Origin of the sequence: Oceanobacillus piezotolerans (genome assembly GCF_003665065.1) — a bacterium.
Classification (GTDB): Bacteria; Bacillota; Bacilli; order Bacillales; family Amphibacillaceae; genus Oceanobacillus; species Oceanobacillus piezotolerans.
This window is the reverse complement of the sequence record NZ_RCHR01000003.1, coordinates 452,345-475,069: the sequence shown is the minus strand read 5'-3', so window position 1 is coordinate 475,069 and position 22,725 is coordinate 452,345. Positions and strand designations below refer to the sequence as shown.

Below are 22,725 nucleotides of genomic sequence, written 5' to 3'. Positions count from 1 at the left end.
CAATCATTGATTGCGAATTTAGCTTATAATTGATTACGCCAGCTTAGCAAAAACTCCTGTTGTTCACCTGATAACTTGCCATCTTCGACAAGTGCTTTGACTAATGTGTCAAAGTTAGTTACAGTTTGAAAAGGTATACCTGCTTGAGAAAACTTGTCTATAGACGCTTGCAAGCCGTACGTAAATATAGCAAAAACACCCAGCACCTTTGTTCCTTCGTTTAATAAGGCTTGGGCAGCCTCAATAGATGAGCCACCTGTTGAGATAAGATCTTCAATCACAAGCACCTTTTGCCCTTGTTCAATAGCGCCTTCTATCTGATTTCCTTTACCATGTCCTTTTGGTTTTGAGCGAACATATACCATAGGTAGATTCAATTTATCTGCGAGCCACGCTGCATGTGGAATACCTGCAGTTGCACATCCAGCAATCACATCAGGCTTTTCATCCAGATTTTCTATCATATGTACGAAAGCTTCTGTTACCTTATTTCGAATTTTTGGATACGACATAGTCAAGCGATTGTCACAGTATATAGGAGACTTCATACCAGAGGTCCACGTAAAAAGCTCTTCTGTATTTATTTGAACAGCTTGTATTTCTAACAAATCACGAACGAGTTCCTTACTTAATGTCATTCAAACCACACTCCTTTAATGCCTGAGAATAAGCTCTTTTCGGATCTTCTGCTCCAGTGATACTTCTCCCGATGACAAGAATATCTGCACCATGCTCTGAAGCATATTTAGGTGTTGCAACTCGCTTTTGATCATGGGAATGAAACCCTTCTAATCTAATTCCAGGCGTCACCGTTATAAAATCCTTTCCACAAGCAGACTTAATCTGCTCTGCCTCATGAACGGAGCAGACAACTCCGTCTGCACCACTCTTGTTTGCTAGCAATGCAAGTTTCTGGGCAGTTTCATTCACATCACTCGGAATCATTAACTCCTTATTCAAGATTTCATTATCCATTGATGTTAATACCGTAACAGCAACCAGTTTTGTATTGGAAGATCCTAATCCTTCCTTTGCACGCTTAATCATCTCACTGCCACCAAAAGCATGCACGTTCACTAAATCTATGTCTAATGAAGCCAGATTTTTCATAGTTCTTCCTACAGTAGTGGGAATATCATGTAATTTTAAATCTAGAAAAATGGGGTGGTTATTAGACTTTAGTTTTTCAATAACAAGTGGTCCTTCCCGGTAAAATAATTCCATCCCTACTTTTACGGGGACACCTTGCAAATCATGCATGGTTAAGAATTGGCAGGTTTCTTTCCAATTCGGAAAATCTAAAGCTACATAGATTGCTTGTGTCATGCTAGCGTAACCGCCTTTCCTATTACTTCTTTAACAGAATCGAAACCATATTTTTTCAAAGTGCGTGGAAGCTCATCAATAATATCTGAGCAAACAAAAGGATTTGTAAAGTTAGCTGTTCCGACTGCAACACCACTCGCTCCGGCAAGCAAGAATTCAACCACATCCTCTGCTGTAGAAACGCCTCCCATTCCAATAATCGGGATGGAAACATGCTGTTTTACCTCATAAATCATTCGAATGGCAATCGGTTTAATAGCTGAACCAGATAGTCCACCTGTTTTATTGGCAAGCAACGGCGTTCTTGTAGGCAAATGGATTTGCATTCCCGTTAGGGTATTAATCATGGAAAGGCCATCTGCACCTGCAGCTTCTACTGCTTGCGCCATCTCTACTATATTGGATACATTAGGTGAAAGTTTTACATAGACAGGGAGATTACTAGCCTTTTTCACTACTTCTGTCACCCGGGCAGCCATCATCGGATCTGTTCCAAATTGAATCCCCCCCTCCTTGACATTGGGGCAAGAGATATTTAATTCTAGTGCCTGCACATCTTCTGTATCATTAAAAGCAAGCGCGACTTCTTCATACTCTTCTATTGTACTTCCAGCGATATTGGCAATAATATTCGTATTATACTGTGCTAAAAAGGGAACTTCTTCCCGAATGATTGCCTCTACTCCTGGATTCTGTAATCCGATAGCATTAAGCATCCCAGAATTTGTTTCTGCTACTCTTGGTGTTGGATTGCCTAGACGCCTTTCTCCTGTTGCAGCCTTCATAATAACTGCCCCTAACTTACTTAAATCATAAAAATCACTGTACTCTCTGCCGAAACCAAAACATCCTGATGCAGGCATAATTGGGTTTTTTAGTGATAATCCTGGCAATTCTACTGCTAGCTTATTCATAACGTTACCTCCCTTGCATCGAAAACAGGACCATCACTGCAAATCTTTTTATAACCCTTTTCGTCAGTAGCTGGTATGACACAAGCCAAACATGCACCAACGCCACAACCCATTCGTTCTTCGATGGAGATAAATCCACGACGCCCCTGTAACTCATTAGTAACCGCTCTTAGCATTGGTACTGGGCCACACGAATAATACGTATCAAAAGATCCAATTTTACCAAGAATATCCGTAACAAAACCTCGCTCCCCATAGGAGCCATCATTTGTAACAACAATGGTCTCTCCTAATTCCTTAAACTTCTCTTCGTAAAATACGTGTGACTTGGATTGGAACCCTAAGACCGCAATTACTTTCTTTCCTTTTTTGACCATGGTTCTTGCTAAATAATACATCGGTGGAACCCCGATTCCTCCACCAATTAATAGCACTACTGAATCTTGTTCTTCAATGAGGAACCCATTTCCACTCGGACCTAATACGTCTATCTCCATTCCCTCTTTAAAGCCAGCAAGTGTTTTCGTACCATCACCAATAATTTTAAAAAGGATGGTTACTGTTTTTGATTCTCTATTAATATCCGCTATGGATATCGGCCGTCTCAATGTATGGCCATCTATTAAAATATGGAGAAACTGACCAGGAATCGCCTGTTCACTAATATACTCATTTCTGAGAACCATTTCTACCGTCTCTGAAGCGATCTCGCTTACTGATAAAATTTGCATTATTTCTTTACTGATCATCATATAACAGCCTCTTTATCTGAAATAGGATTAGCACTAAATGTGGTTGAGTCAATGACATTAACAATCGCTGTCGCTGTATCTAAGCTAGTTAAACAAGGAATTCCATGCTCTACTGCCTGCCTCCGAATAATAAAGCCATCGGAACGAGGCTTGTTCCTAGAGCTCATTGTGTTGACGACAAACTGTACTTTTCCTTCTTCTATAATGGATAAAACATTTGGTTTATCTGCACCTACTTTTGATACTTCTGTTACATGGATATAGGAATCTTGGATATATTTTGCCGTTCCACTCGTTGCATAGAGATGAAAGCCTAGCTTATAGAATCGGGTTGCAATTTCTAACATTTCCTCTTTATCCTTATCCGCAACAGTTAAGAGAACTCCACCCTCTTGGGGCACTTGGATACCAGCGGCTAATAGCCCTTTATATAAAGCCTTTTCCAATGTCTTATCGTAACCAATTGCTTCTCCTGTTGATTTCATTTCTGGTCCCAATATGGTATCTACGCTCCGTAATTTTGCGAAGGAGAATACTGGTATCTTGACAGATACTTGTTTCTTCTCTGGTAAAATCCCTGTCTTAAAGCCTAGATCCCTTAACTTAGTTCCCAGTATACATTTCGTTGCAATGTTTGCCATCGTTACGCCCGTAATCTTACTTAGGAATGGAATAGTTCTGCTTGCACGAGGGTTCACTTCAATCACGTAAACCTCTTCTTCGCGTACGATAAATTGAATATTAACCAACCCTTTAATTTGTAAGGCTTTGGCGATCTTGATTGTCGAGTCCAGTAAGGCCTCATTAATAGATTTAGAGATTCGCTGTGGAGGATAAACAGCCATAGAATCACCGGAGTGAACACCAGAACGTTCAATATGCTCCATAATACCAGGTATAATGGTTGTTTCTCCATCGCAAATGGCATCTACCTCGACTTCCATTCCAGTGAGATACTGATCAATTAAAATAGGGTGTTCAGGATTAATATTGTCAGATTTAGCTAAATAAGCTTGTAACTCTTCGTCATGGTGTACAATTTCCATCTTACTTCCACCAATAACATAGGATGGTCGGACAAGGACTGGATATCCTATCTCATTAGCTACCGTAATAGCATCTTCATATTTTCGAACTGCTTTCCCTTTAGGTCGTACCAAATTTAGATTATCAAGCAGCTGCTCAAATTTGTCACGATCTTCTGCTGCATCAATCGATTCTAAGCTTGTTCCAAGAATCTTCACACCTCTTCGACTTAAACCTTCCGCAAGATTAATAGCTGTTTGGCCACCAAATTGGACAATAACTCCCTCTGGCCTTTCTAATTCAACAACATGCATCACATCTTCTAATGTTAATGGTTCGAAGTACAACTTATCGGAGATACTAAAATCCGTTGAAACTGTTTCAGGATTATTATTCATAATAATCGCTTCATAGCCCATCTCTTTAATTGCTTTCACTGAATGAACCGTTGCATAGTCAAATTCAATTCCTTGCCCGATTCGGATTGGTCCAGAACCTAATACAAGTATTTTCTTTCGATTATTTACAACAGATTCATTTTCTTCCTCATACGTACTATAGAAATATGGAGTTGCTGATTCAAATTCAGCAGCACAGGTATCTACCATTTTATAAATTGGTTGGATACTATTCGCCATCCGAAGTTGATAGACCTTATCTAAACTGGTATTCCAAAGTCTTGCTAATTGGACATCTGAAATTCCTTTTCTTTTCGCTGTTCTTAATATCTCAAGGGAGAATGGATTACTTTCTATATCTTTCTCCAATTGAACGATTGCTTGAAACTTCACTAAAAAAAAGCGATCTATTTTAGTTAATGAATGAAGTTCTTCTACCGTCATCCCCCTGCGAAGTAATTCAGCAAGAACAAAAATCCTTTCATCATCAGCTTTTACTACCCGTTCCACTAGCACATCATGGTTTATAAGTACCAGCGTATCCAACCACAATTCCTCTGAAATGCTATCTAATGACCTGATACCCTTTAAGAAAGATTCTTCAAAATTCCGGCCAATTGCCATAATCTCTCCTGTGGCTTTCATTTGTGTTCCCAATCTTCTGTCACCCATTATGAATTTATCAAATGGAAAACGAGGGATTTTTGTTACAACATAGTCTAAAGATGGTTCGAACATGGCATATGTAGTACCAGTGACTGGATTAATAATTTCGTCCAATGTATAGCCTACTGCAATTTTCGCAGCTACTTTTGCAATTGGATAACCAGTCGCTTTGGATGCGAGTGCACTAGAACGGGAAACCCTTGGATTTACCTCAATAATAAAATAATCAAAACTATCTGGGTCCAGAGCAAGCTGTACATTACAGCCACCTTCTATTTTTAAAGCACGAATAATCTTTAAGGAAGCATTTCGAAGCATATGGTATTCTCTGTCACTTAGCGTTTGTGATGGAGCTACGACCATCGAATCCCCAGTATGAATTCCTACGGGATCGATATTTTCCATATTACATACCACGATGGCCTGATCGTTAGAATCACGCATTACTTCGTATTCAATTTCTTTAAACCCGGCGATATTACGTTCTATCAAACATTGATTTACAGGCGATAGAGAAAGTCCGTTTTTTGTAATCTCTTTCAAATCTTCAAGATTATAGCACATCCCACCACCTGTTCCACCGAGTGTAAATGCAGGACGAACGATTAATGGAAAACCGATCTCCTCAGCGAAGCGAAGTGCTTGTTCCACTGTATGAACAATGGTGCTCTCTGGAACTGGTTCGTTTAACTTCTGCATTAAATCACGAAATTGCTCTCGGTCCTCAGCCTTTTGGATTGCTTCTAAAGAGGTACCTAACAAAGTGATTCCATATCTATCTAATACCCCAGAATTCTCTAGATCCATTGCTAGATTTAATCCTGTCTGTCCACCTAAAGTAGGTAGAAGGGCATCTGGTTTTTCTTTATGAATAATTTTAGTTAAAAACTCGACAGTAAGTGGCTCCATATATATTTTGTCTGCTACGGTTTGGTCGGTCATAATTGTAGCTGGATTGGAGTTTGCTAATATCACCGTATAGCCTTCTTCTTTCAAAGCTTGACAGGCTTGGGTGCCCGAGTAGTCAAACTCTGCCGCTTGCCCAATAATAATAGGACCAGAACCAATAACTAAAATCTTCTGTATAGATGTATTTTTAGGCATAGACTTCCACCTCTTTTTTCTTTTGATTGTCTTTTATTATATTGAGAAATTCATCAAATAAATAATTCGTATCTTCTGGTCCTGGTGATGCTTCTGGATGATATTGTACTGAAAATACTGGGTAGACTTTATGTTTTAATCCTTCGACCGTGTTATCGTTAAGTGCTATTTGCGTTAATTCCAAGTCAGTATTTTTTAATGACGCTTTACTGACAGCGTAACTATGATTTTGCGAAGTTAAGTACGTTTTGTTAGTCCGTATATCTTTAACAGGATGGTTTGCACCACGATGGCCGAATTTCATCTTTTCTGTATCTGCTCCGTTTGCTAGTGCCAATAACTGGTGCCCTAAGCAAATTCCAAAGATAGGAATATTGCCTATTACTTGCTTAATCATATGAATTGCTTCCGGAACATCTTTTGGATCTCCCGGTCCATTGGTCAGCATTACCCCATCCGGTTTCAGTCGTAAAATATTCTCTGCAGAATAGTTATATGGTACAACAGTTATATGGCAATTACGCTTTGTTAATTCTCTTAAAATACCATGCTTAGCACCGAAATCTACCATTACAATACGTAACCCTCTACCAGGAACAACATAAGGTCTGGTTGTAGATGTTCGTTTTACTCCATCTCTTGGAAGTTCGTTCACTTTCATTTCGGCAACTAATTCTTCTGCTGTTACATTCATATCAGCAATGACTGCTTTCATGGTACCGTACTTCCGAATTATTTTTGTCAATTTGCGGGTATCGACGCCGGAAATTCCTGGTATATCATGTGCTTTTAAGAATTGATCTAAGCTTTCTTCATTTCTGAAGTTCGATGGATGTTCATTTGCTTCCTTTACAACAAGGCCATGAATGTATGGAGAAACCGTTTCAAAATCATCCCGATTGACTCCATAATTCCCAATAAGCGGATATGTCATAACCACAATTTGTCCACAATAAGATGGGTCGGTAATGACCTCTTGGTATCCTGTCATCCCTGTGTTAAATACAACTTCCCCTTTTGAAACCCGTTCACTGCCGAATCCCTCTCCGATTAATACAGTTCCATCCTCAAGAACTAATTGTCGTTTGAACATGTACATCCTCCTTGCTATAAACTATTTTTCCTTCGGCGATAGTTAAAGCTGGATTTCCATAAACCTTCCATCCATTAAAAGGAGTGTTTTTCCCTTTGGAATAGAAAGTTTCTTTGTCAATTGCCGTTCCTTCATCTAATTGAACTACAGTGATGTCTGCTATATGATTTTCCTCAAGAACTCCATATGGTAAGCCAAATGTTTTTGCCGGTTTCACTGTCATCCATTCTACTAATTGGGCCAGTGTAATTTTGTTCGTTTTTACAAGGTGCGTATAAAGTAGTGGAAATGCTGTTTCTAATCCCACAATTCCAAATGGTGCATCGAGCATCCCTTTTGCTTTCTCATCTGCAGCATGTGGCGCATGATCTGTTGCAATAAAATCAATGGTTCCGTCTAAAAGAGCTTCCAACAATGCCTCTTGATCTTCTTTCGAACGCAAAGGTGGATTCATTTTGTAATTTGCATCATTTTTTAAGATGTCGCTTTCGTTCAATAATAGATGGTGCGGTGTTACTTCAGCAGTTACATGAATACCCGCTCGTTTTGCGTCACGTATGACACGTACCGATTCCTTTGTACTTACATGGCAAACATGATAATGACAATTCGCTTCTTCTGCTAGTAATACATCTCTAGCAATCTGAACGGATTCCGCTAAAGAAGGAATACCCGGTAAACCTAGTCTTTGACTTACTTTCCCATCATGAACAACTCCACCATAAATAAGGGAATTATCCTCACAATGGGCAACTACTGGGACACCAGCTTTACTTGCTAGCCGCATTGCTTGAAGCATTTGATCAGCGGTTTGAATTCCAACTCCATCATCTGTAAAAGCAAATACATTCATCTCTGCAAGCTCTTTAATATTCGTTAATTCTTCTCCTTTAAGCCCCTTTGTAATAGAAGCATATGGTAATACACGCACTTGAGCATCACTCTCGATTCTTTCCAATAATGCCTTTACCGATTGGGCGCTGTCCGGCACTGGATTCGTGTTTGGCATGGCACATACCGTCGTATATCCACCACGAGCAGCAGCTTTCGTGCCAGTAAGAATCGTTTCTTTATGTTCTCCCCCTGGTTCTCTTAGGTGAATGTGGACATCAATAAAACCTGGTAAAATAAGGTTCCCTTTTAGATTTACCGTTTCGTTCGCATCCTCTTGAATCCCTGTTGCAATTTTTTTAATCTGGTTATCCTCAATTAATACTTCACAATCAATTAATTCATTAGATGGTAGCAAACGTTTGCCATTTGTTAGTAAGACTTTCATTGGTCATCCCCCATTCTTTGAATAAGTACATCATCGTAGCCATACGAATATAAACACCATTGTTCATTTGTTTAAAAATCCGTGACCGTTCGCATTCGACTAAATCCGTATCGATCTCGACATTACGATTTATCGGTGCTGGATGCATAATAATCGCATTCGGTTTCATTCTTCTTTCGCGGCATTTCGTAAGTCCATATTGTTCAAGATAATTCGTTGTTTCAGATTGATATTCATGGCGTTCATGCTGGATACGGAGTAGCATAAGAACATTACACTTATCTGCCGCTTCATCGATCGTCATATATGGAAAATCCAGAGAAGCATCCTCAAAACCCGGAGCAGCGCATAAGCTTACATCTGCCCCGAGCCTTTTTAAAGCGTTAGCATTAGACCTCGCTACTCGACTATGCCTGATATCACCGACAATACAGATTTTTAAACCTTCGAAAGTATGAAACTCCTGATAGATGGTTAAAAGATCAAGCATACACTGAGTAGGATGCTCCTGCTTGCCAGCTCCAGCGTTTATGATGGGGATCGAAAGTTTGTTTTGAAGCTCCTCATACCAATCATCAGCTTCATGGCGAATGACTAGCATATTTGCACCAATCGCTTCAAAAGTTTTTGCCGTATCATAGAGAGATTCTCCTTTTAGTACACTAGATGCTTCCGCATGAAAATCGAGTACTTCTAATCCTAATCGTCTCTCTGCTACAACAAAGCTCATCTTTGTTCTTGTGCTAGGCTCAAAGAATAAATTAGCAACGAAATACCCATTATTTAAATGAATGTCTTCCAGACGATAATACTCCGCTAGATTCATTACCTTATAAATCTCTTCTACTGATAATTGTTCTACTGATATAAAATCCCTTTTCATACTACTCTCTCCCTCATAAAAGGAATCATTATTGGCATTAAAAAACCCCTTTGCAGAAAGCTGCAAAGGGGTAGACGTGTACAAATTCAGAAAATACACGTTTACAAATTAGCAACTTTCTAAACCTCTCTGGATTTAGTTAAAAGTTGATTCCTTATTTTATTTTTCATAAATGGATACTAAATTAGCTTGATCCGTTTCTTCTAAACGAACAACAATAATCTCTTTGTCAGAGGTAGGTATATTCTTACCAACATAATCTGCGCGAATTGGTAATTCCCTATGCCCTCTATCCACCAGTACTCCTAATTGAATTTGTGACGGTCTGCCCAGATCCATTACTGCATCCATTGCAGCACGTACCGTTCTACCTGTAAATAATACATCATCAGCTAGCACAACAGTCTTGCCGGTTAGTTCTACGTTAATATTAGTAGCTTTTAACTCTGGCTCATCATGAATCGTTGTTTTTTCCAAATCGTCACGATATAAAGTAATATCTATCTCACCTACTGGCACATCAATGGATTCAATTTGCTTAATCTTCTCTTTGAGTCTTTGGGCGATTGGGACACCTCTCGTCTTAATCCCAATTAAAACAAGATTCTCTCCACCTTTATTTTTTTCAAGAATTTCATGTGCCATTCGCGTTAAGGCACGGTTTATCGCTGCTGCATCTAGTATTTCGGTTTTCTTTTTCATTTGTTGCACCCTTTCAAGTCATTAAAAATGAAGCTTTACATAAAAAAACCCTTTTTTCCATAAGGAAAAAAGGGTTTTGTATCGGTAATGACACCGTTCATCCGATACCTTTTTTAGCCTCACGGGACTATCTTTAAAAGGACTCTTTATTAACTTAGTTACATTATTTCAAACTCTTTGGAATATGTCAATACAATTTCTTAATATAATCCAATGTGTCTGCAAAGTACTGTGGCGGCTCTGCCTCAAACTCCATCCATTCCTGTTTTCTAGGATGCTTAAAGCCTAGCACCTTTGCATGTAGGGCTTGTCCATCTGTATCCAATGTTTTTCTTTGACCATACTTCGGGTCACCTACTAATGGATAGCCAATATATCTCATGTGCACACGAATTTGATGCGTTCTTCCTGTTTCCAGTCTACATTCGATATGCGTATAATCCGGAAAGCGTGATATTACTCGAAAATGAGTTACAGCAGGCTTGCCATTTTCTACAACGCCCATTTTCTGTCTGTCTTTGGAATCTCTGCCAATCGGCGCGTCAATTAGACCTGTTTCATGAGGTATCTCACCATGGACAATTGCCTCATAAGCTCGTTTAATTTCTTTTGATGCTAGCTGCTCAGATAGCTGAACATGTGTAAAGTCATTCTTAGCAACCACTAATAGCCCACTCGTATCTTTATCAATACGGTGCACAATTCCTGGTCGCTCTACACCATTGATACCTGAAAGATCATCACAATGATAAAGTAAAGCGTGGACAAGTGTACCACTTTGATGGCCAGCAGATGGATGGACAACCATTCCTTTTGGTTTATTAACAACCAATAAATCTCCATCTTCATAGACAATATCTAACGGAATATTTTCTCCGGTAATGTGTAACGGTTCTACTTCTGGAATAGACCATTCTACAAGATCTTTAGTTTGGCATTTGTAATTTGCTTTAACGGCTTCTCCATTTACTGTTACGTACCCATCACTGATCCAGGATTGGATCTGTGAGCGGGAAATCTCTGGGTTAATATCGGAAAGTAGTTTATCTACTCTGGCCTTTGCTTGCTCCTCTGTGACAATATGTTGAAAAGTACTCATTTCATTATTTTCCTTTCTTTGTTTCTTCTCGGATGGTTGAGATAATAACCAATACTACACCAATCGTTAAAGCAGAATCAGCTATATTAAAAATAGGGAAATTATAGTTAAATATGTAGAAATTGAAGAAGTCAACCACTTCTTGTCTCAACAAACGGTCGATAAAATTCCCGATTGCTCCACCTAAGATAAAACTTAATCCTAAGCCTAAAATTTTATCGTATTTCGCGTATTTTTGCATGTAAAAAATAACTCCAAGAACAACTATAATGGTAATAATATAGAAGAAACCCATTTGCCCTTGAAGTATTCCCCAGGCAGCTCCTTGATTACGGTGTGATGTTAAATAGAAGAAGCCATCAATTACAGTAATACTTTCTCCTATTTCCATTGTTTTTACAACAATCCATTTTGTTAATTGATCTATTCCGATAATGATGATTGCAACGAGATAATACCAATACATTTCTTCTCCCCCGAATCTAACTTAAGTCTTATTTATCTTATACGTTTATGGTTAATTTTTCAATGTTAAGCGTATAGTAAGTAGCACTTTTTTGTTATGAAGTCGATAGAAAAAGCTGATTAACTGAATTCAAGATAGTTTATCGTGTCATACCGAAAACACACTGTAAATATATGCTGGTGATTTCCGCTGCGGGCAGTACGCTTTCCGCGGGCAACGTCTCAGCCTCGGGCCAACAGGACGTTGGTCACAAAGGCGTTGCCCCAGGATGGGGCGTTCTTAGCCTTTGAACCCCCTCACTTCCTGCGGGGTCTTCGCTTGTTGCTTTTCCCGCAGGAGTCGCCTGCCCTTCGCTACAATCACTTCTTATGAGGAGTTGTGTTTTCTTTATAGCGCTATACTAGCGGAGGAAATACACGGAGACTCCTGCGGGATGAAAAGCCTAGCTGAGACCCCGCAGAGACGAAAGTCTCGAGGAGGCTCAGCAGCGCCCGCGGAAAGCGTAGTGTATTTCCGGAGCGGTTTTTTACGCACTATCTTGAATTTAACTTAATCAGAAGTCTATTTATATTACTTAATATTAATAATAAAATCATAAACAAAAATACTCCTCTACGAAAAGAGGAGTATTTTTATTCTTACTCGCTATAATTTTCTTTTACAATGCCTGCACAACGTGTACATAATGTCGGATGATCGTGATCATGTCCAACGGTGTCAGATGAAACCCAGCAGCGTTCACATTTCTCAGCTGGATGTTTCTCAACTAGAACATGGACAAATTTATATTCTTTTGCATTTGCCGATGCTTCTTCAAGCACTACTTCAGAAACAATTAAGTATTGATGGAGATATTCCATAGATTGCAATACTTCTTTTGTTTCGCTGTCTTTCGGCACTAGGGTAATTTTAGCATCAAGAGACTTACCGATGACTTTATTGTTTCTAGCTTCTTCCAATGCTTTAAGCACGTCATCTCTAACTTTCATAAAGTGATCCCATTTATCTTCATTTAACCCAGGTATTTTTCTTGGCTCAGGCATGTCTGTCAATTGTACACTCTCTGGTTTTTCACCAGGAATGAATTCCCAAACTTCTTCTGCTGTATGCGGAATAATTGGGGTTAATAATTGAACAAGTGTTGTTAAAATTTCATAATAAGCAGTTTGAATACTGCGGCGACGTTTATTATCCTTCGCTTCGATATACAGAATATCCTTCGCAAAATCTAAATAGAAGGAACTTAAATCAACAGTACAGAAGTTATGGATTTGATGATAAATTGGTGAGTACTCAAATTTATTATAGCTCTCCTGAACACTAGCTACTAATCCTTGCAAACGGTGAAGCATGTAACGATCCACTTCTTCTAGCTCACTATCTTCAACACGATCTGTTGCTGGATCGAAGTCAGCTAAATTGCCCAGGATGAAGCGGAATGTATTACGAATCTTACGATATGCTTCAGAGATTTGTTTTAAGATATCATCCGAGATACGCACATCCGCTTGGTAGTCCACAGAAGCTACCCATAAACGTAAAATATCTGCACCATATTGTTTTAACACTTTAGAAGGTAATACGACGTTACCTATTGATTTACTCATCTTTCGTCCGTCTCCATCAAGAACAAATCCATGGCTTACAATATTCTTGTATGGCGCCTGACCTGTTACCGCTACAGCAGTAGAAAGAGATGAGTTAAACCATCCACGATATTGATCACTACCCTCTAAATACACATCAGCTGGTCTCCTGTGGCCTTCACGTGTTAGAAGAACAGCTTGGTGTGAAGATCCAGAGTCAAACCACACGTCCATGATGTCTGTTTCTTTCGTAAACTTACCATTCGGACTATGTTCTGAAGTAAATCCTTCTGGCAATAAATCCTTGGCTTCTCTTTCGAACCATACATTTGAACCATGCTCCGCAAACAATTTAGATACATGTTCAATTGTTTCATCCGTAATAATTGGAGTACCGTCTTCTCCGTAGAATACTGGAATTGGAACGCCCCATGTACGTTGTCGTGAAATACACCAGTCTTCCCGGTCCCGGACCATGTTATAGAGTCTTGTTTCTCCCCAATTTGGGTACCAGTTTACTTTCTTGATCTCGTCTAGGATATCTTCACGGAAATCTTTAATAGAAGCAAACCACTGTGAAGTCGCACGGAAAATGGTTGGTTTCTTTGTACGCCAGTCATGTGGATAAGAGTGAGTAATAAAGCCCATTTTTAATAATGCACCAGCAGCCTCTAATTTCTCTGTTACCACTTTATTAGCGTCATCATAGAATAGACCTTCAAATCCTGGTGCTTCTGCAGTGAATACACCCTTGTCATCGACTGGAGATAACGCTTCTAAGCCATATTGTTTCCCAACATAGAAGTCATCTTCCCCGTGTCCTGGAGCCGTATGAACACAGCCTGTTCCAGCATCGGTTGTAACGTGATTTCCAAGCATTACAATAGAATCTCGGTCATAGAACGGATGCTTCGCTACCACTCTATCGGCTTTTTGACCTTTAAATGATTTAACGACTTCATAATTTTCCCAACCTAGTTCAGCCGCAACAGTTTCTAGGAGTTCATGAGCTACTACGAAGTTATCTTCTCCCACTCTTGCAACATCATAATCTAGATCTGGATGTAAACTAATTCCTAAGTTTGCTGGAATGGTCCATGGGGTTGTTGTCCAGATTACGATTTTATCTCCTTGCTCTAATACACCTTTACCATCTTTTACTTCAAACGCAACATAAATCGATGCAGATCGTTTGTCATAGTATTCGATTTCCGCTTCTGCTAAGGCAGATTCAGAGGTTGGAGACCAATATACAGGCTTTAATCCTTTGTATATATACCCTTTCTTCGCCATTTCTCCAAACACTTGAATTTGAGCTGCTTCGAAATCTTTTGTTAAAGTTATATAAGGATTATTCCAATCCCCTCTTACACCGAGCTGCTTGAATTGTTCACGTTGTCCGTCAACTTGACTTAATGCATACTCTGCACATTTTTGCCTAAATTCTGCAATACTCATTTTCTTACGGTCAATTTTCTTCTTAGCTAAAGCCGTTTCAATCGGTAAACCATGTGTATCCCAACCAGGAACATAAGGAGCATGATAGCCTGCCATAGATTTATGACGGACAATTATATCTTTTAAAATTTTATTTAACGCATGACCAATATGAAGATCACCATTTGCAAATGGAGGCCCATCATGTAAAACAAAAAGTGGTCTTCCTTTTGTGCGTTCTTGTACCTTTTCATAAATATTTTCATTATCCCATTGTTCTTGTCTTATTGGCTCTTTATTTGGCAGATTTCCACGCATTTTAAACTTTGTATCTGGCATTAATAACGTGTCTTTGTAGTCCATACAGCTTCCTCCTTCAATTTCATATACTAAAAAAGCCTCCGCATCCCAAAAGGGACGAGAAGACTTGCTCGCGGTACCACCCTTATAAATTTAAATTAAAATTTAAATTCACTCGAATCCGTAACGGGGATGAACCGTCCACTACTACTTCATTCGTAATGGATACTGGGGAGTGATATTCTAAAAGTTGTACTGACCAGGCTTACACCAGCCCCTGGCTCGCTATACAGTAACTCTCCTTTTATACTGTCTCCGTCAACGTATTTATCCAATGATATTTACCTTTGTGTAAAAAATTATATGTAAATATTTAGTTTTCGTCAAGATTTAGGATTTATTTTCGAGAAGTTCTAGGCCTTCTTCTACATCTTCTTCAAATAAATCGTCCCAATCATCTGTCTTAATCATTTCCAATTGGGCTTCCACTAACATTTTAAGGCGTGTTCGGAATACTTTCGCTTGTTTCTTTAACTCTTCCACTTCAATAGAGATTTGTCTTGATTTGGTTAGTGCTTCATTAATGATACGATCTGCATTCTTCTCTGCTTCTTTTATGATAAGCTTAGATTCCTTAGATGCACTTCCTTTAAGTTCCTCTGCTGTTTCCTGAGCTACTAAGATAGATTTATTAAGTGTATTTTCAATATCCGTAAAATGACCAAGCCTCTCAGTGAGCTGGGTTACTTGTTCCTGCAAGTCCTTTTTATCACGAATTACCATTTCATAATCTTTAATTACTTGGTCTAAAAATTCATTGACCTCATCTTCATCATATCCACGAAAACTTTTTGTAAACTCTTTATTGTGAATATCTAGTGGTGTTAATGGCACACGGGCCACCTCCTTAGGGAATTAATTCTGTTATATATTTTGTTATAATTCGACATGAAATTTATAAATCCTGCCAAATAAAAAAATTACTTAAGTGAAGCTACTACTATTCGCCATTTTTCTTTCTTTGTTTGCCCATTAATCTGTTTTAATTTGCATCGGCCTTTCCCTCTGAGAGAAACCATGTCACCCACTTGAAGGGTATAACTAATATCTTCGACAACCTTGTAATTTACTTTTACAAGCTGTTTCTTAATAAATACAGAAGCATCCCCCCGCGAAATGCGATACATCTCCTTCATTACCGCATCCAATCTCAAGGAAGATACCGTATGTTCTGCTTCTACCCAATTTTCATCTTTTTGTTTTAAGTGAGAAAATGGCTTCTCTTCAAAGAAGACACTTGTTTTTTTTATAGAATTTAGATTCGTTTTGATATAAAGAGCAATATCGTTTGTAGTAACAATTTGTATGATTCCATCCGCCACATAAATATCGCCTAGCTTTTGACGTTTTATGCCTAAGGATAAAAAAGCGCCCATAACATCACGATGTTCTAAAGATATAAATTTATCATGATATGTAGCTTCTAAGAGCGTTAATTGGAACAACTCAATTGGAACCTCTTCATAAAAAGGAGCGATAATGGCTCGTTTTCTTTCTGCTGCTTCATTTCCACCATTCATTACAAGTTTTATATCTTCCTTATTAGTTCCAATAATTAAATCTAATATTTGTTGTTCTCTTGGATCTACGAAATCCGTTAGCTTAGGAACAAAAGACCTCTCCACTTGATCTTTCCATGATAATACCTTATCGATAAAGGGTTGTTCATCTTTTCTAAAGTGTTGATAGATATCCATGATAAACTCCTCTTAGAATAAAAACATGTTAAAGAACTGCAGCAGGCCATTTCTTGCTAAATGTAATACAAAGATTGCAATGATTGGTGAGAAATCAATCATTCCAAGTGGTGGAATGAATTTACGGAACATTTCTAAATATGGTTCAGTAATTTTTCCTAATATCTCCCCGAATGTAGATTCTCTTGCGCCAGGAAACCAAGACATAAAAATATATATAATAATTCCCCAACTGTAAATATTTAAAGCTAAATCAAGCACTTGCCATAATTGAAACATACCTGCTACCATCCTTTGTTAAAATCATCTTCGTTCGTCAAACTGCTTGTTATTGTCCCTGAGACATCAATATTCTCTGGTGTGCATAAAAATGTTTCCGCACCCAACTTCTGGATATCACCACTTAATGCGTATACCGTTCCACTTAGAAAATCAATAATACGCACTGCTTGATGATGATCTACTCGCTGTAAGTTAACAACGACTGCTCGTTTGCTCATAATATTATCAGCTATCTCTTGAGCTTCATTATAGGTTCTAGGTTCACACAGCACTACTTTTGAATTCGGCTGCTGTAAAGAGGTTAAACTTACGACATTTTGTTTGTTTTTCTTCGATTGTTCAGGCTTTATTTCTGGCAATTGTTCTTCCTCTACATATTCATATTCGTATTCTTCATCGACAAAAAAGTTTTTGATTTTTGATTTAATACTCATTGCCTCACCTCATTCTACCTAAAATTAAGTCGCACTATCCTACAAGACTTGTCCCAATACGTATATGAGTAGCACCTTCTTCAATTGCAATCTCAAAGTCATTACTCATTCCCATTGACAAGAAAGTACAGGGTGCGTGTTTGAAATTTTTATCTTTAATTATATCTCTTAGATTCGCCAATTTTCTGAAATATCCTCTAATTTTTTCAGAATCATCAATATGTGGGGCCATTGTCATTAATCCTACTATATGAATATTTTCATATACTCTTAGGTTCTCAATAAATGGAAGCACTTCTTCAGGCTCCATTCCATGCTTTGATTCCTCACCACTTACATTAACCTGCACGAAGCAGTTAACAGGTGCAGTTGCACGCTTGTTGACTTCCTTTGCAAGTGATTCTCTGTCAAGCGAGTGAAGATAGTCAATGTTATCTATAATATCTTTGACTTTTCTGGTTTGGAGGCTACCGATAAAATGCCATGTTGCTTTGTTTGTAAGTTTATTATATTTCTCTAAGAAGCCTTCATTTCTATTTTCGCCAAGATTCGTTATCCCTGCCTCAATTGCTTCTTCGGCTCGTTCTATTGTAACATACTTCGTCACTCCAATAATGGTAATATCCTCTATATTGCGATTACTTTTTTCACATGCTTGTCCTATTTTATCTTTGATCTTTTGTAAGTTCGTTTGTACATCCATTACTAATTCTCCTCTCACAGTTGTTAAGAGTCTATGTAGCCTAGGAAACCCAGCATTCTCCCTGTTCTGCCTTTGTCCCTACGGTGCGAAAAAAATATGTCCTTATCATTGTAGGTGCAATAGTTTGTCACATCTATATTATGACGTAATATACCCGTTTGTAAAAGAATTTCTACGTTTAATTGTTTTAAATTTAGCAAATAGCGATTGTTATCTTTTTCTATAAGCACTTTTCCTCTTAATTTGTAATCAATATGAGAAGCTACTACTTCATCAACTTCATACTGTTCCATAGAGATACAAGGACCAATCGTTACCAGTAAATCAGAAATATTGACTCCTAATGCCTGAAATCTGGCAACCATTTTTTCTGCCATTCGATTAACCGAACCCTTCCACCCTGCATGAGCAATTCCAATGTATGATGTAACTGGATCATAAAAAAATAAGGGGACACAATCCGCAAAAAATGCAGTACAGAGGACCCCTTTTTTATTTGTAATTAGTCCATCTATTCCTTTTAGTGCATCAAGATTGGTTAGGGAACCTTTTCCCCTATCTCTATCATCTATTACCTTTATTTCAGTATGATGGACTTGCTCTCCAGTTACCCAATCCTTAAGTGGAATTTCTAGCTTCTGTGCTAAAATCTTTCTGTTTTCTAGAACATCCGCAGCCAAATCATCTACATGAAATCCAAAATTCAATGAATGGTAAGGAGATTTACTTATACCCCCTTTTCTCGTTGTAAAACCGGCTTTTAAACTGGGATTGATTTTTTGCCACTTTTCTATATGTAAAAAGGATTCATTAGAATATTGAAATGGTTCGTTCAATTAGAAATCCCCCTGACTTTAGTTTGTTGGTCTTATTTTATCATATTTCACCCGATGATTTCATCCATTCTTGTGTCCATTCGTTAATAGTAGTGGGCTTTTTTCATCTCTAACTAGAATAACGTCTGATCCGATCCGTACGATTTGATTCCAGTCAATGACTATTTCATCAGCTTTACTAAAGAAGTTCCCTTTCTTCTCTCTTACCATCAATATAATAGACTCAATTTTTCCTGTTACTGGGTTAATTTCCAGATCTGATATGTTCCCTAACCTTCTGCCATCTTCAATTAATATAACATCCTTTAATTGTAATTCTGATAATGTCACCAAAATTATCACCCCACTTATAGTAATTATATGCAGAAGTGCTTAATAATTCCTTTTATCTATAGATATTCACCAAAATACTTTGTTAGTCGCTTAGATTTCAGCGATGCCCTTTTCTTCTTGGTTGTTTTCAAGATGATATTGTTTGTTAAGCAATATAGATAGACTTCTGATTAGTTTAATTCAGTATAGTGCATAAAAACCGCTCCGGAAATACACTGCGCTTTCCACGGGCGGCTGCTGAGCCTCCTCGAGACTGTCGTCTCTGCGGGGTCTCACCTAGGCCTGTCCTCCCGTAGGAGTCTCCGTGTATTTCCTCCGCTAGATTGTGCTTTTAAACCTCATGGATGGAGAAAGCTCCCCTTAACAGGAAGTGATTGGAGCGGAGGGCAGTCGACTCCTGCGGGAAAAGCAACAGCCGAAGACCCCGCAGGAAGCGGTTTTCTTCCGAGGAGGCTGAGGCGTTGCCCGCGGAAAGCGTACTGCCCGCAGCGGAAATTACGAGCGCATATTTTCAGGTCATTCCCAGAGCGCCATTATGCATTACTTTGAATTCAATTAATCAACATTTTCTATCTACTTCGAAGGATTAAAACAACATATAAAGCTTCGGCTTTACAAATAAAGAAAAGGGAAAAGGCTATCACCCTTTCCCTTTTTCCACTATTAGGTAAATAATGCTATAAATACCATTTTATCCTTCAAACATTTGTCTGTTCATTTGGCTGATTGCTGCTTTTTCTAATCTAGACACCTGTGCTTGAGAAATACCAATTTCATCAGCAACCTCCATTTGTGTCTTACCTTGGAAAAATCGTTTGTTTAAAATCATTTTTTCTCTTTCATTAAGCTTGTACATTCCTTCTTTTAACGAGATTTTATCTACCCAGGATGAATCTTTATCTTTTTCATCACTTATTTGATCTACTACAAAGATTGGATCCCCTCCGTCATTATATATCGGCTCAAATAAAGAAACAGGATCTTGGATGGCATCCATTGCAAAAACAATATCTTGATGGGGTATTCCCATTTCTTCAGCAATTTCAGCAGGAGTTGGTTCCTTAGAAGATTTATTAATAAGCTTTTCTCTTACTTGTAATGCTTTGTAAGCAATATCCCGCAAAGAGCGAGATACTCTAATCGGATTATTATCCCTTAAATATCTTCTTATCTCTCCAATAATCATAGGAACAGCATACGTCGAAAATCTGACATTATGTCCTAAATCAAAATTATCAATTGATTTCATCAATCCGATACAACCTACTTGAAAAAGATCATCAACATATTCCCCACGATTATTAAATCGCTGGATTACACTAAGCACTAATCGTAAATTTCCATTTACTAGTTCTTCACGTGCTGATAAGTCATCTTCCTGTTGCACACGAATGAACAACGCTCTCATTTCTTCATTGGTGAGTACTGGTAGTTTCGATGTATCAACGCCACATATTTCTACTTTATGTCTAGTCATTATGTTTACCCTCCCAGATGTTGATGCTGTTCAAGGACAGTATCTCCTCCTGGAAGGGTTTTTATGCAGTCTCATACTTTTGTAAAAAATGGTACTAAATTCTTTTCCTTATACCATCTTGTTAAATTCCTTTTTTAATCGGCGGATAATTTTCTTTTCCAGACGGGAAATATAGGACTGAGAAATTCCCAACATATCTGCTACATCTTTTTGTGTCTTCTCATCCTCGCCTATCAGACCAAATCTTAATTCCATAATTTGTTTCTCTCGATCATTTAATTTAGATAAAGCATCCTTAAGGAGACTTTTATCAACATCAGATTCAAGGGCTTTTGTAATAATATCATCATCTGTCCCAAGAACGTCTGATAACAGCAATTCATTTCCATCCCAATCTATATTTAACGGTTCATCAAAAGATACTTCCGACTTTAACTTATTATTTCTTCGCAAGTACATAAGTATCTCATTTTCGATACACCTTGATGCATAGGTCGCCAATTTTATCTTTTTCTCCGGATTAAATGTGTTAACAGCTTTAATTAAGCCAATCGTTCCAATACTTATTAAATCCTCAATATTAATACCTGTATTCTCAAACTTCCTTGCAATATAAACTACTAACCGCAGATTACGTTCTATTAGTACTGCTCTGGCTGTTTTATCACCTTTAGGAAGCAATATAAGCAGCTCCTGTTCTTCTTCTTTTGATAAAGGCGGAGGTAGTGCCTCACTTCCTCCTATGTAATAAATTTCATCACGCTTAATTCCTAACTTTCTTAGAAATTTATACCACTTTAATTGAAGACGTAATTTCCACAATTTCACCAATCATCTCTCCTCTTAAGCTGAATGAATAGCAGCTAACTGTATTATTTGTGGATGTAGTAGACAATGGTAGCGATTGTCTTTAACAAGCTCGGCGAACTGAATCCCTATTAATACTTTCTTTGTCATGATTTGTTGCTCCCCATAAGTAACGATAAGTTTCTCTGGTCTAATCGTAAATAAAAACATGTTATTACCCTGAACTCCCTGGTATGGAACAATTTGGATCAGGTGTTGCCATTCATTTGGTATTTCATCTATGTTCAATGTATCATGCGCTAGTTTTACCTTGGACCATTCCTCCTCTGTGAACCAATTACTCAGAAAAGACTGATCACATATGATGACCGGTTTTTTGGTCAGTGGGTCGAGTAACTGATTCCCGCTATCAATATAGCCATTCGTAGAGTAACTATTATCCTTTATTTGAATCGTAACGGAACAAAGCTGGTCATAACGGATTTTTTCGGATACGTGCTTGTCCATACGGGCTTTTGTAAACATCCAAACAATAGGAAATCCTATAATTACAAATAACCAACTGACAGGGTCTCCATATCCACTATTAAAAGTAACCAAACCATTGGTTCTCACCGAAATTGGACTAGAGAATAGAAAATGAAGCGCAATTAATCCACCTCCAGTAGTAAAGGTTACAAAATAAAAAAGAAGTAAAAGCTTAGAAAATCTATATTTTGTTATAAAACCAAAAGAACAAAATATAATAAAAACAGAAAATAGAATTTTACCTATTACACTTGTAAAAACAGAATCAGGGAAATAAATAGTGATAGGGACCATCGTGGAAGCAACAAAAGCCCCAAAAACTACTCTTAATTTTCTAGTACTGTCTCTTGCAAGTATTTGAGTTAACAAGAGGAGCATTAAATCCAGGAAAAAGTTTAACGCCCAAACAGCATCAAGATAGATTGTCAATAGTAAACTTCCTCTCTTCTACCTTTAAGAACTGTTTCTATTCCTTTTTTTTCTTTCATTATCTTATCTTTTTTTAAAAGTATATCTAAAATGACAAGCAAAGTCTGT

22 protein-coding genes and 1 other annotated feature are annotated in these 22,725 nt (G+C 38.0%); all 22 genes read right to left on the bottom strand.

The window, feature by feature from the left end:
* Window positions 1-23 precede the first annotated feature (23 nt).
* The 22 genes from pyrE to spoIIGA all read right to left on the bottom strand — a co-directional run bounded on the left by pyrE (window position 24) and on the right by spoIIGA (window position 22,617).
* Entirely contained in the window at window positions 24-638 is a 615-nt protein-coding gene (gene pyrE / locus D8M04_RS10405) for an orotate phosphoribosyltransferase (RefSeq protein ID WP_121522848.1), read from the bottom strand.
* Window positions 625-1,326, bottom strand: coding sequence for an orotidine-5'-phosphate decarboxylase (gene pyrF, locus D8M04_RS10400; protein ID WP_121522847.1), 702 nt, complete (start codon window positions 1,324-1,326; stop codon window positions 625-627). The genes pyrE and pyrF overlap by 14 nt, the downstream gene beginning before the upstream one ends.
* Window positions 1,323-2,240: a dihydroorotate dehydrogenase gene (locus D8M04_RS10395; RefSeq protein ID WP_121522846.1), complete on the bottom strand. Its 918-nt coding sequence runs from the start codon at window positions 2,238-2,240 to the stop codon at window positions 1,323-1,325. Before D8M04_RS10395 ends, pyrF begins: the two co-directional genes overlap by 4 nt.
* Window positions 2,237-2,989 (bottom strand): dihydroorotate dehydrogenase electron transfer subunit, encoded by a 753-nt coding sequence (locus tag D8M04_RS10390; protein ID WP_121523143.1) that lies wholly within the window; start codon window positions 2,987-2,989, stop codon window positions 2,237-2,239. The genes D8M04_RS10395 and D8M04_RS10390 overlap by 4 nt, the downstream gene beginning before the upstream one ends.
* Window positions 2,989-6,186, bottom strand: a complete 3,198-nt coding sequence (gene carB / locus D8M04_RS10385) for a carbamoyl-phosphate synthase large subunit (protein ID WP_121522845.1) — start codon at window positions 6,184-6,186, stop codon at window positions 2,989-2,991. The genes D8M04_RS10390 and carB overlap by 1 nt, the downstream gene beginning before the upstream one ends.
* Window positions 6,179-7,279 (bottom strand): carbamoyl phosphate synthase small subunit, encoded by a 1,101-nt coding sequence (locus D8M04_RS10380; protein WP_121522844.1) that lies wholly within the window; start codon window positions 7,277-7,279, stop codon window positions 6,179-6,181. Before D8M04_RS10380 ends, carB begins: the two co-directional genes overlap by 8 nt.
* Window positions 7,254-8,558 (bottom strand): dihydroorotase, encoded by a 1,305-nt coding sequence (locus tag D8M04_RS10375; protein WP_121522843.1) that lies wholly within the window; start codon window positions 8,556-8,558, stop codon window positions 7,254-7,256. Before D8M04_RS10375 ends, D8M04_RS10380 begins: the two co-directional genes overlap by 26 nt.
* Complete coding sequence (locus D8M04_RS10370; protein ID WP_121522842.1) at window positions 8,515-9,441, bottom strand: aspartate carbamoyltransferase catalytic subunit; 927 nt, start codon at window positions 9,439-9,441, stop codon at window positions 8,515-8,517. The genes D8M04_RS10375 and D8M04_RS10370 overlap by 44 nt, the downstream gene beginning before the upstream one ends.
* Before the next feature lie 159 nt (window positions 9,442-9,600).
* A complete protein-coding gene (pyrR, locus tag D8M04_RS10365; RefSeq protein ID WP_121522841.1) occupies window positions 9,601-10,143 on the bottom strand; it encodes a bifunctional pyr operon transcriptional regulator/uracil phosphoribosyltransferase PyrR in 543 nt (180 codons plus the stop codon).
* 187 nt (window positions 10,144-10,330) lie between these two features.
* Window positions 10,331-11,242: an RluA family pseudouridine synthase gene (locus D8M04_RS10360; protein WP_121522840.1), complete on the bottom strand. Its 912-nt coding sequence runs from the start codon at window positions 11,240-11,242 to the stop codon at window positions 10,331-10,333.
* 4 nt (window positions 11,243-11,246) lie between these two features.
* Window positions 11,247-11,708 carry a signal peptidase II gene (gene lspA / locus D8M04_RS10355; RefSeq protein WP_121522839.1) on the bottom strand — a complete coding sequence of 154 codons (462 nt, stop codon included), beginning with the start codon at window positions 11,706-11,708 and terminating at the stop codon, window positions 11,247-11,249.
* 638 nt (window positions 11,709-12,346) lie between these two features.
* The gene (ileS, locus tag D8M04_RS10350) at window positions 12,347-15,094 is read right to left on the bottom strand and encodes an isoleucine--tRNA ligase (RefSeq protein WP_121522838.1); all 2,748 of its coding nucleotides are present in this window, start codon (window positions 15,092-15,094) and stop codon (window positions 12,347-12,349) included.
* Window positions 15,095-15,141: 47 nt separating this feature from the next.
* Window positions 15,142-15,362 (bottom strand) — a binding site (T-box leader).
* A 59-nt stretch (window positions 15,363-15,421) separates the two neighbouring features.
* Entirely contained in the window at window positions 15,422-15,925 is a 504-nt protein-coding gene (locus D8M04_RS10345) for a DivIVA domain-containing protein (protein ID WP_121522837.1), read from the bottom strand.
* A gap of 86 nt (window positions 15,926-16,011) precedes the next feature.
* The gene (locus D8M04_RS10340; RefSeq protein ID WP_121522836.1) at window positions 16,012-16,788 is read right to left on the bottom strand and encodes a YlmH family RNA-binding protein; all 777 of its coding nucleotides are present in this window, start codon (window positions 16,786-16,788) and stop codon (window positions 16,012-16,014) included.
* Window positions 16,789-16,800: 12 nt separating this feature from the next.
* A complete protein-coding gene (locus tag D8M04_RS10335; RefSeq protein WP_121522835.1) occupies window positions 16,801-17,067 on the bottom strand; it encodes a YggT family protein in 267 nt (88 codons plus the stop codon).
* Between the two features lie 5 nt (window positions 17,068-17,072).
* Complete coding sequence (locus tag D8M04_RS10330; protein WP_121522834.1) at window positions 17,073-17,504, bottom strand: cell division protein SepF; 432 nt, start codon at window positions 17,502-17,504, stop codon at window positions 17,073-17,075.
* Between the two features lie 34 nt (window positions 17,505-17,538).
* Window positions 17,539-18,207, bottom strand: coding sequence for a YggS family pyridoxal phosphate-dependent enzyme (locus tag D8M04_RS10325; protein WP_121522833.1), 669 nt, complete (start codon window positions 18,205-18,207; stop codon window positions 17,539-17,541).
* Window positions 18,208-18,230: 23 nt separating this feature from the next.
* On the bottom strand, window positions 18,231-19,043 hold the full coding sequence (gene pgeF, locus D8M04_RS10320) for a peptidoglycan editing factor PgeF (protein ID WP_121522832.1): 813 nt from the start codon (window positions 19,041-19,043) through the stop codon (window positions 18,231-18,233).
* 60 nt (window positions 19,044-19,103) lie between these two features.
* Complete coding sequence (locus D8M04_RS10315) at window positions 19,104-19,373, bottom strand: YlmC/YmxH family sporulation protein (RefSeq protein WP_342772646.1); 270 nt, start codon at window positions 19,371-19,373, stop codon at window positions 19,104-19,106.
* A 694-nt stretch (window positions 19,374-20,067) separates the two neighbouring features.
* Window positions 20,068-20,853, bottom strand: coding sequence for an RNA polymerase sporulation sigma factor SigG (gene sigG / locus D8M04_RS10310; RefSeq protein ID WP_121522830.1), 786 nt, complete (start codon window positions 20,851-20,853; stop codon window positions 20,068-20,070).
* A gap of 108 nt (window positions 20,854-20,961) precedes the next feature.
* Window positions 20,962-21,681 (bottom strand): RNA polymerase sporulation sigma factor SigE, encoded by a 720-nt coding sequence (sigE, locus tag D8M04_RS10305; RefSeq protein WP_121522829.1) that lies wholly within the window; start codon window positions 21,679-21,681, stop codon window positions 20,962-20,964.
* A gap of 15 nt (window positions 21,682-21,696) precedes the next feature.
* On the bottom strand, window positions 21,697-22,617 hold the full coding sequence (gene spoIIGA, locus D8M04_RS10300; protein WP_121522828.1) for a sigma-E processing peptidase SpoIIGA: 921 nt from the start codon (window positions 22,615-22,617) through the stop codon (window positions 21,697-21,699).
* Between the last annotated feature and the right edge of the window lie 108 nt (window positions 22,618-22,725).

Excerpts from the sequence above, each read along its gene's own strand:
- pyrE (WP_121522848.1), bottom strand. The coding sequence starts at position 638 with ATGACATTAAGTAAGGAACTCGTTCGTGATTTGTTAGAAATACAAGCT.
- pyrF (WP_121522847.1), bottom strand. The coding sequence starts at position 1,326 with ATGACACAAGCAATCTATGTAGCTTTAGATTTTCCGAATTGGAAAGAA.
- D8M04_RS10395 (WP_121522846.1), bottom strand. The coding sequence starts at position 2,240 with ATGAATAAGCTAGCAGTAGAATTGCCAGGATTATCACTAAAAAACCCA.
- D8M04_RS10390 (WP_121523143.1), bottom strand. The coding sequence starts at position 2,989 with ATGATCAGTAAAGAAATAATGCAAATTTTATCAGTAAGCGAGATCGCT.
- carB (WP_121522845.1), bottom strand. The coding sequence starts at position 6,186 with ATGCCTAAAAATACATCTATACAGAAGATTTTAGTTATTGGTTCTGGT.
- D8M04_RS10380 (WP_121522844.1), bottom strand. The coding sequence starts at position 7,279 with ATGTTCAAACGACAATTAGTTCTTGAGGATGGAACTGTATTAATCGGA.
- D8M04_RS10375 (WP_121522843.1), bottom strand. The coding sequence starts at position 8,558 with ATGAAAGTCTTACTAACAAATGGCAAACGTTTGCTACCATCTAATGAA.
- D8M04_RS10370 (WP_121522842.1), bottom strand. The coding sequence starts at position 9,441 with ATGAAAAGGGATTTTATATCAGTAGAACAATTATCAGTAGAAGAGATT.
- pyrR (WP_121522841.1), bottom strand. The coding sequence starts at position 10,143 with ATGAAAAAGAAAACCGAAATACTAGATGCAGCAGCGATAAACCGTGCC.
- D8M04_RS10360 (WP_121522840.1), bottom strand. The coding sequence starts at position 11,242 with ATGAGTACTTTTCAACATATTGTCACAGAGGAGCAAGCAAAGGCCAGA.
- lspA (WP_121522839.1), bottom strand. The coding sequence starts at position 11,708 with ATGTATTGGTATTATCTCGTTGCAATCATCATTATCGGAATAGATCAA.
- ileS (WP_121522838.1), bottom strand. The coding sequence starts at position 15,094 with ATGGACTACAAAGACACGTTATTAATGCCAGATACAAAGTTTAAAATG.
- D8M04_RS10340 (WP_121522836.1), bottom strand. The coding sequence starts at position 16,788 with ATGGATATCTATCAACACTTTAGAAAAGATGAACAACCCTTTATCGAT.
- D8M04_RS10335 (WP_121522835.1), bottom strand. The coding sequence starts at position 17,067 with ATGTTTCAATTATGGCAAGTGCTTGATTTAGCTTTAAATATTTACAGT.
- D8M04_RS10330 (WP_121522834.1), bottom strand. The coding sequence starts at position 17,504 with ATGAGTATTAAATCAAAAATCAAAAACTTTTTTGTCGATGAAGAATAC.
- D8M04_RS10325 (WP_121522833.1), bottom strand. The coding sequence starts at position 18,207 with ATGGATGTACAAACGAACTTACAAAAGATCAAAGATAAAATAGGACAA.
- sigG (WP_121522830.1), bottom strand. The coding sequence starts at position 20,853 with ATGACTAGACATAAAGTAGAAATATGTGGCGTTGATACATCGAAACTA.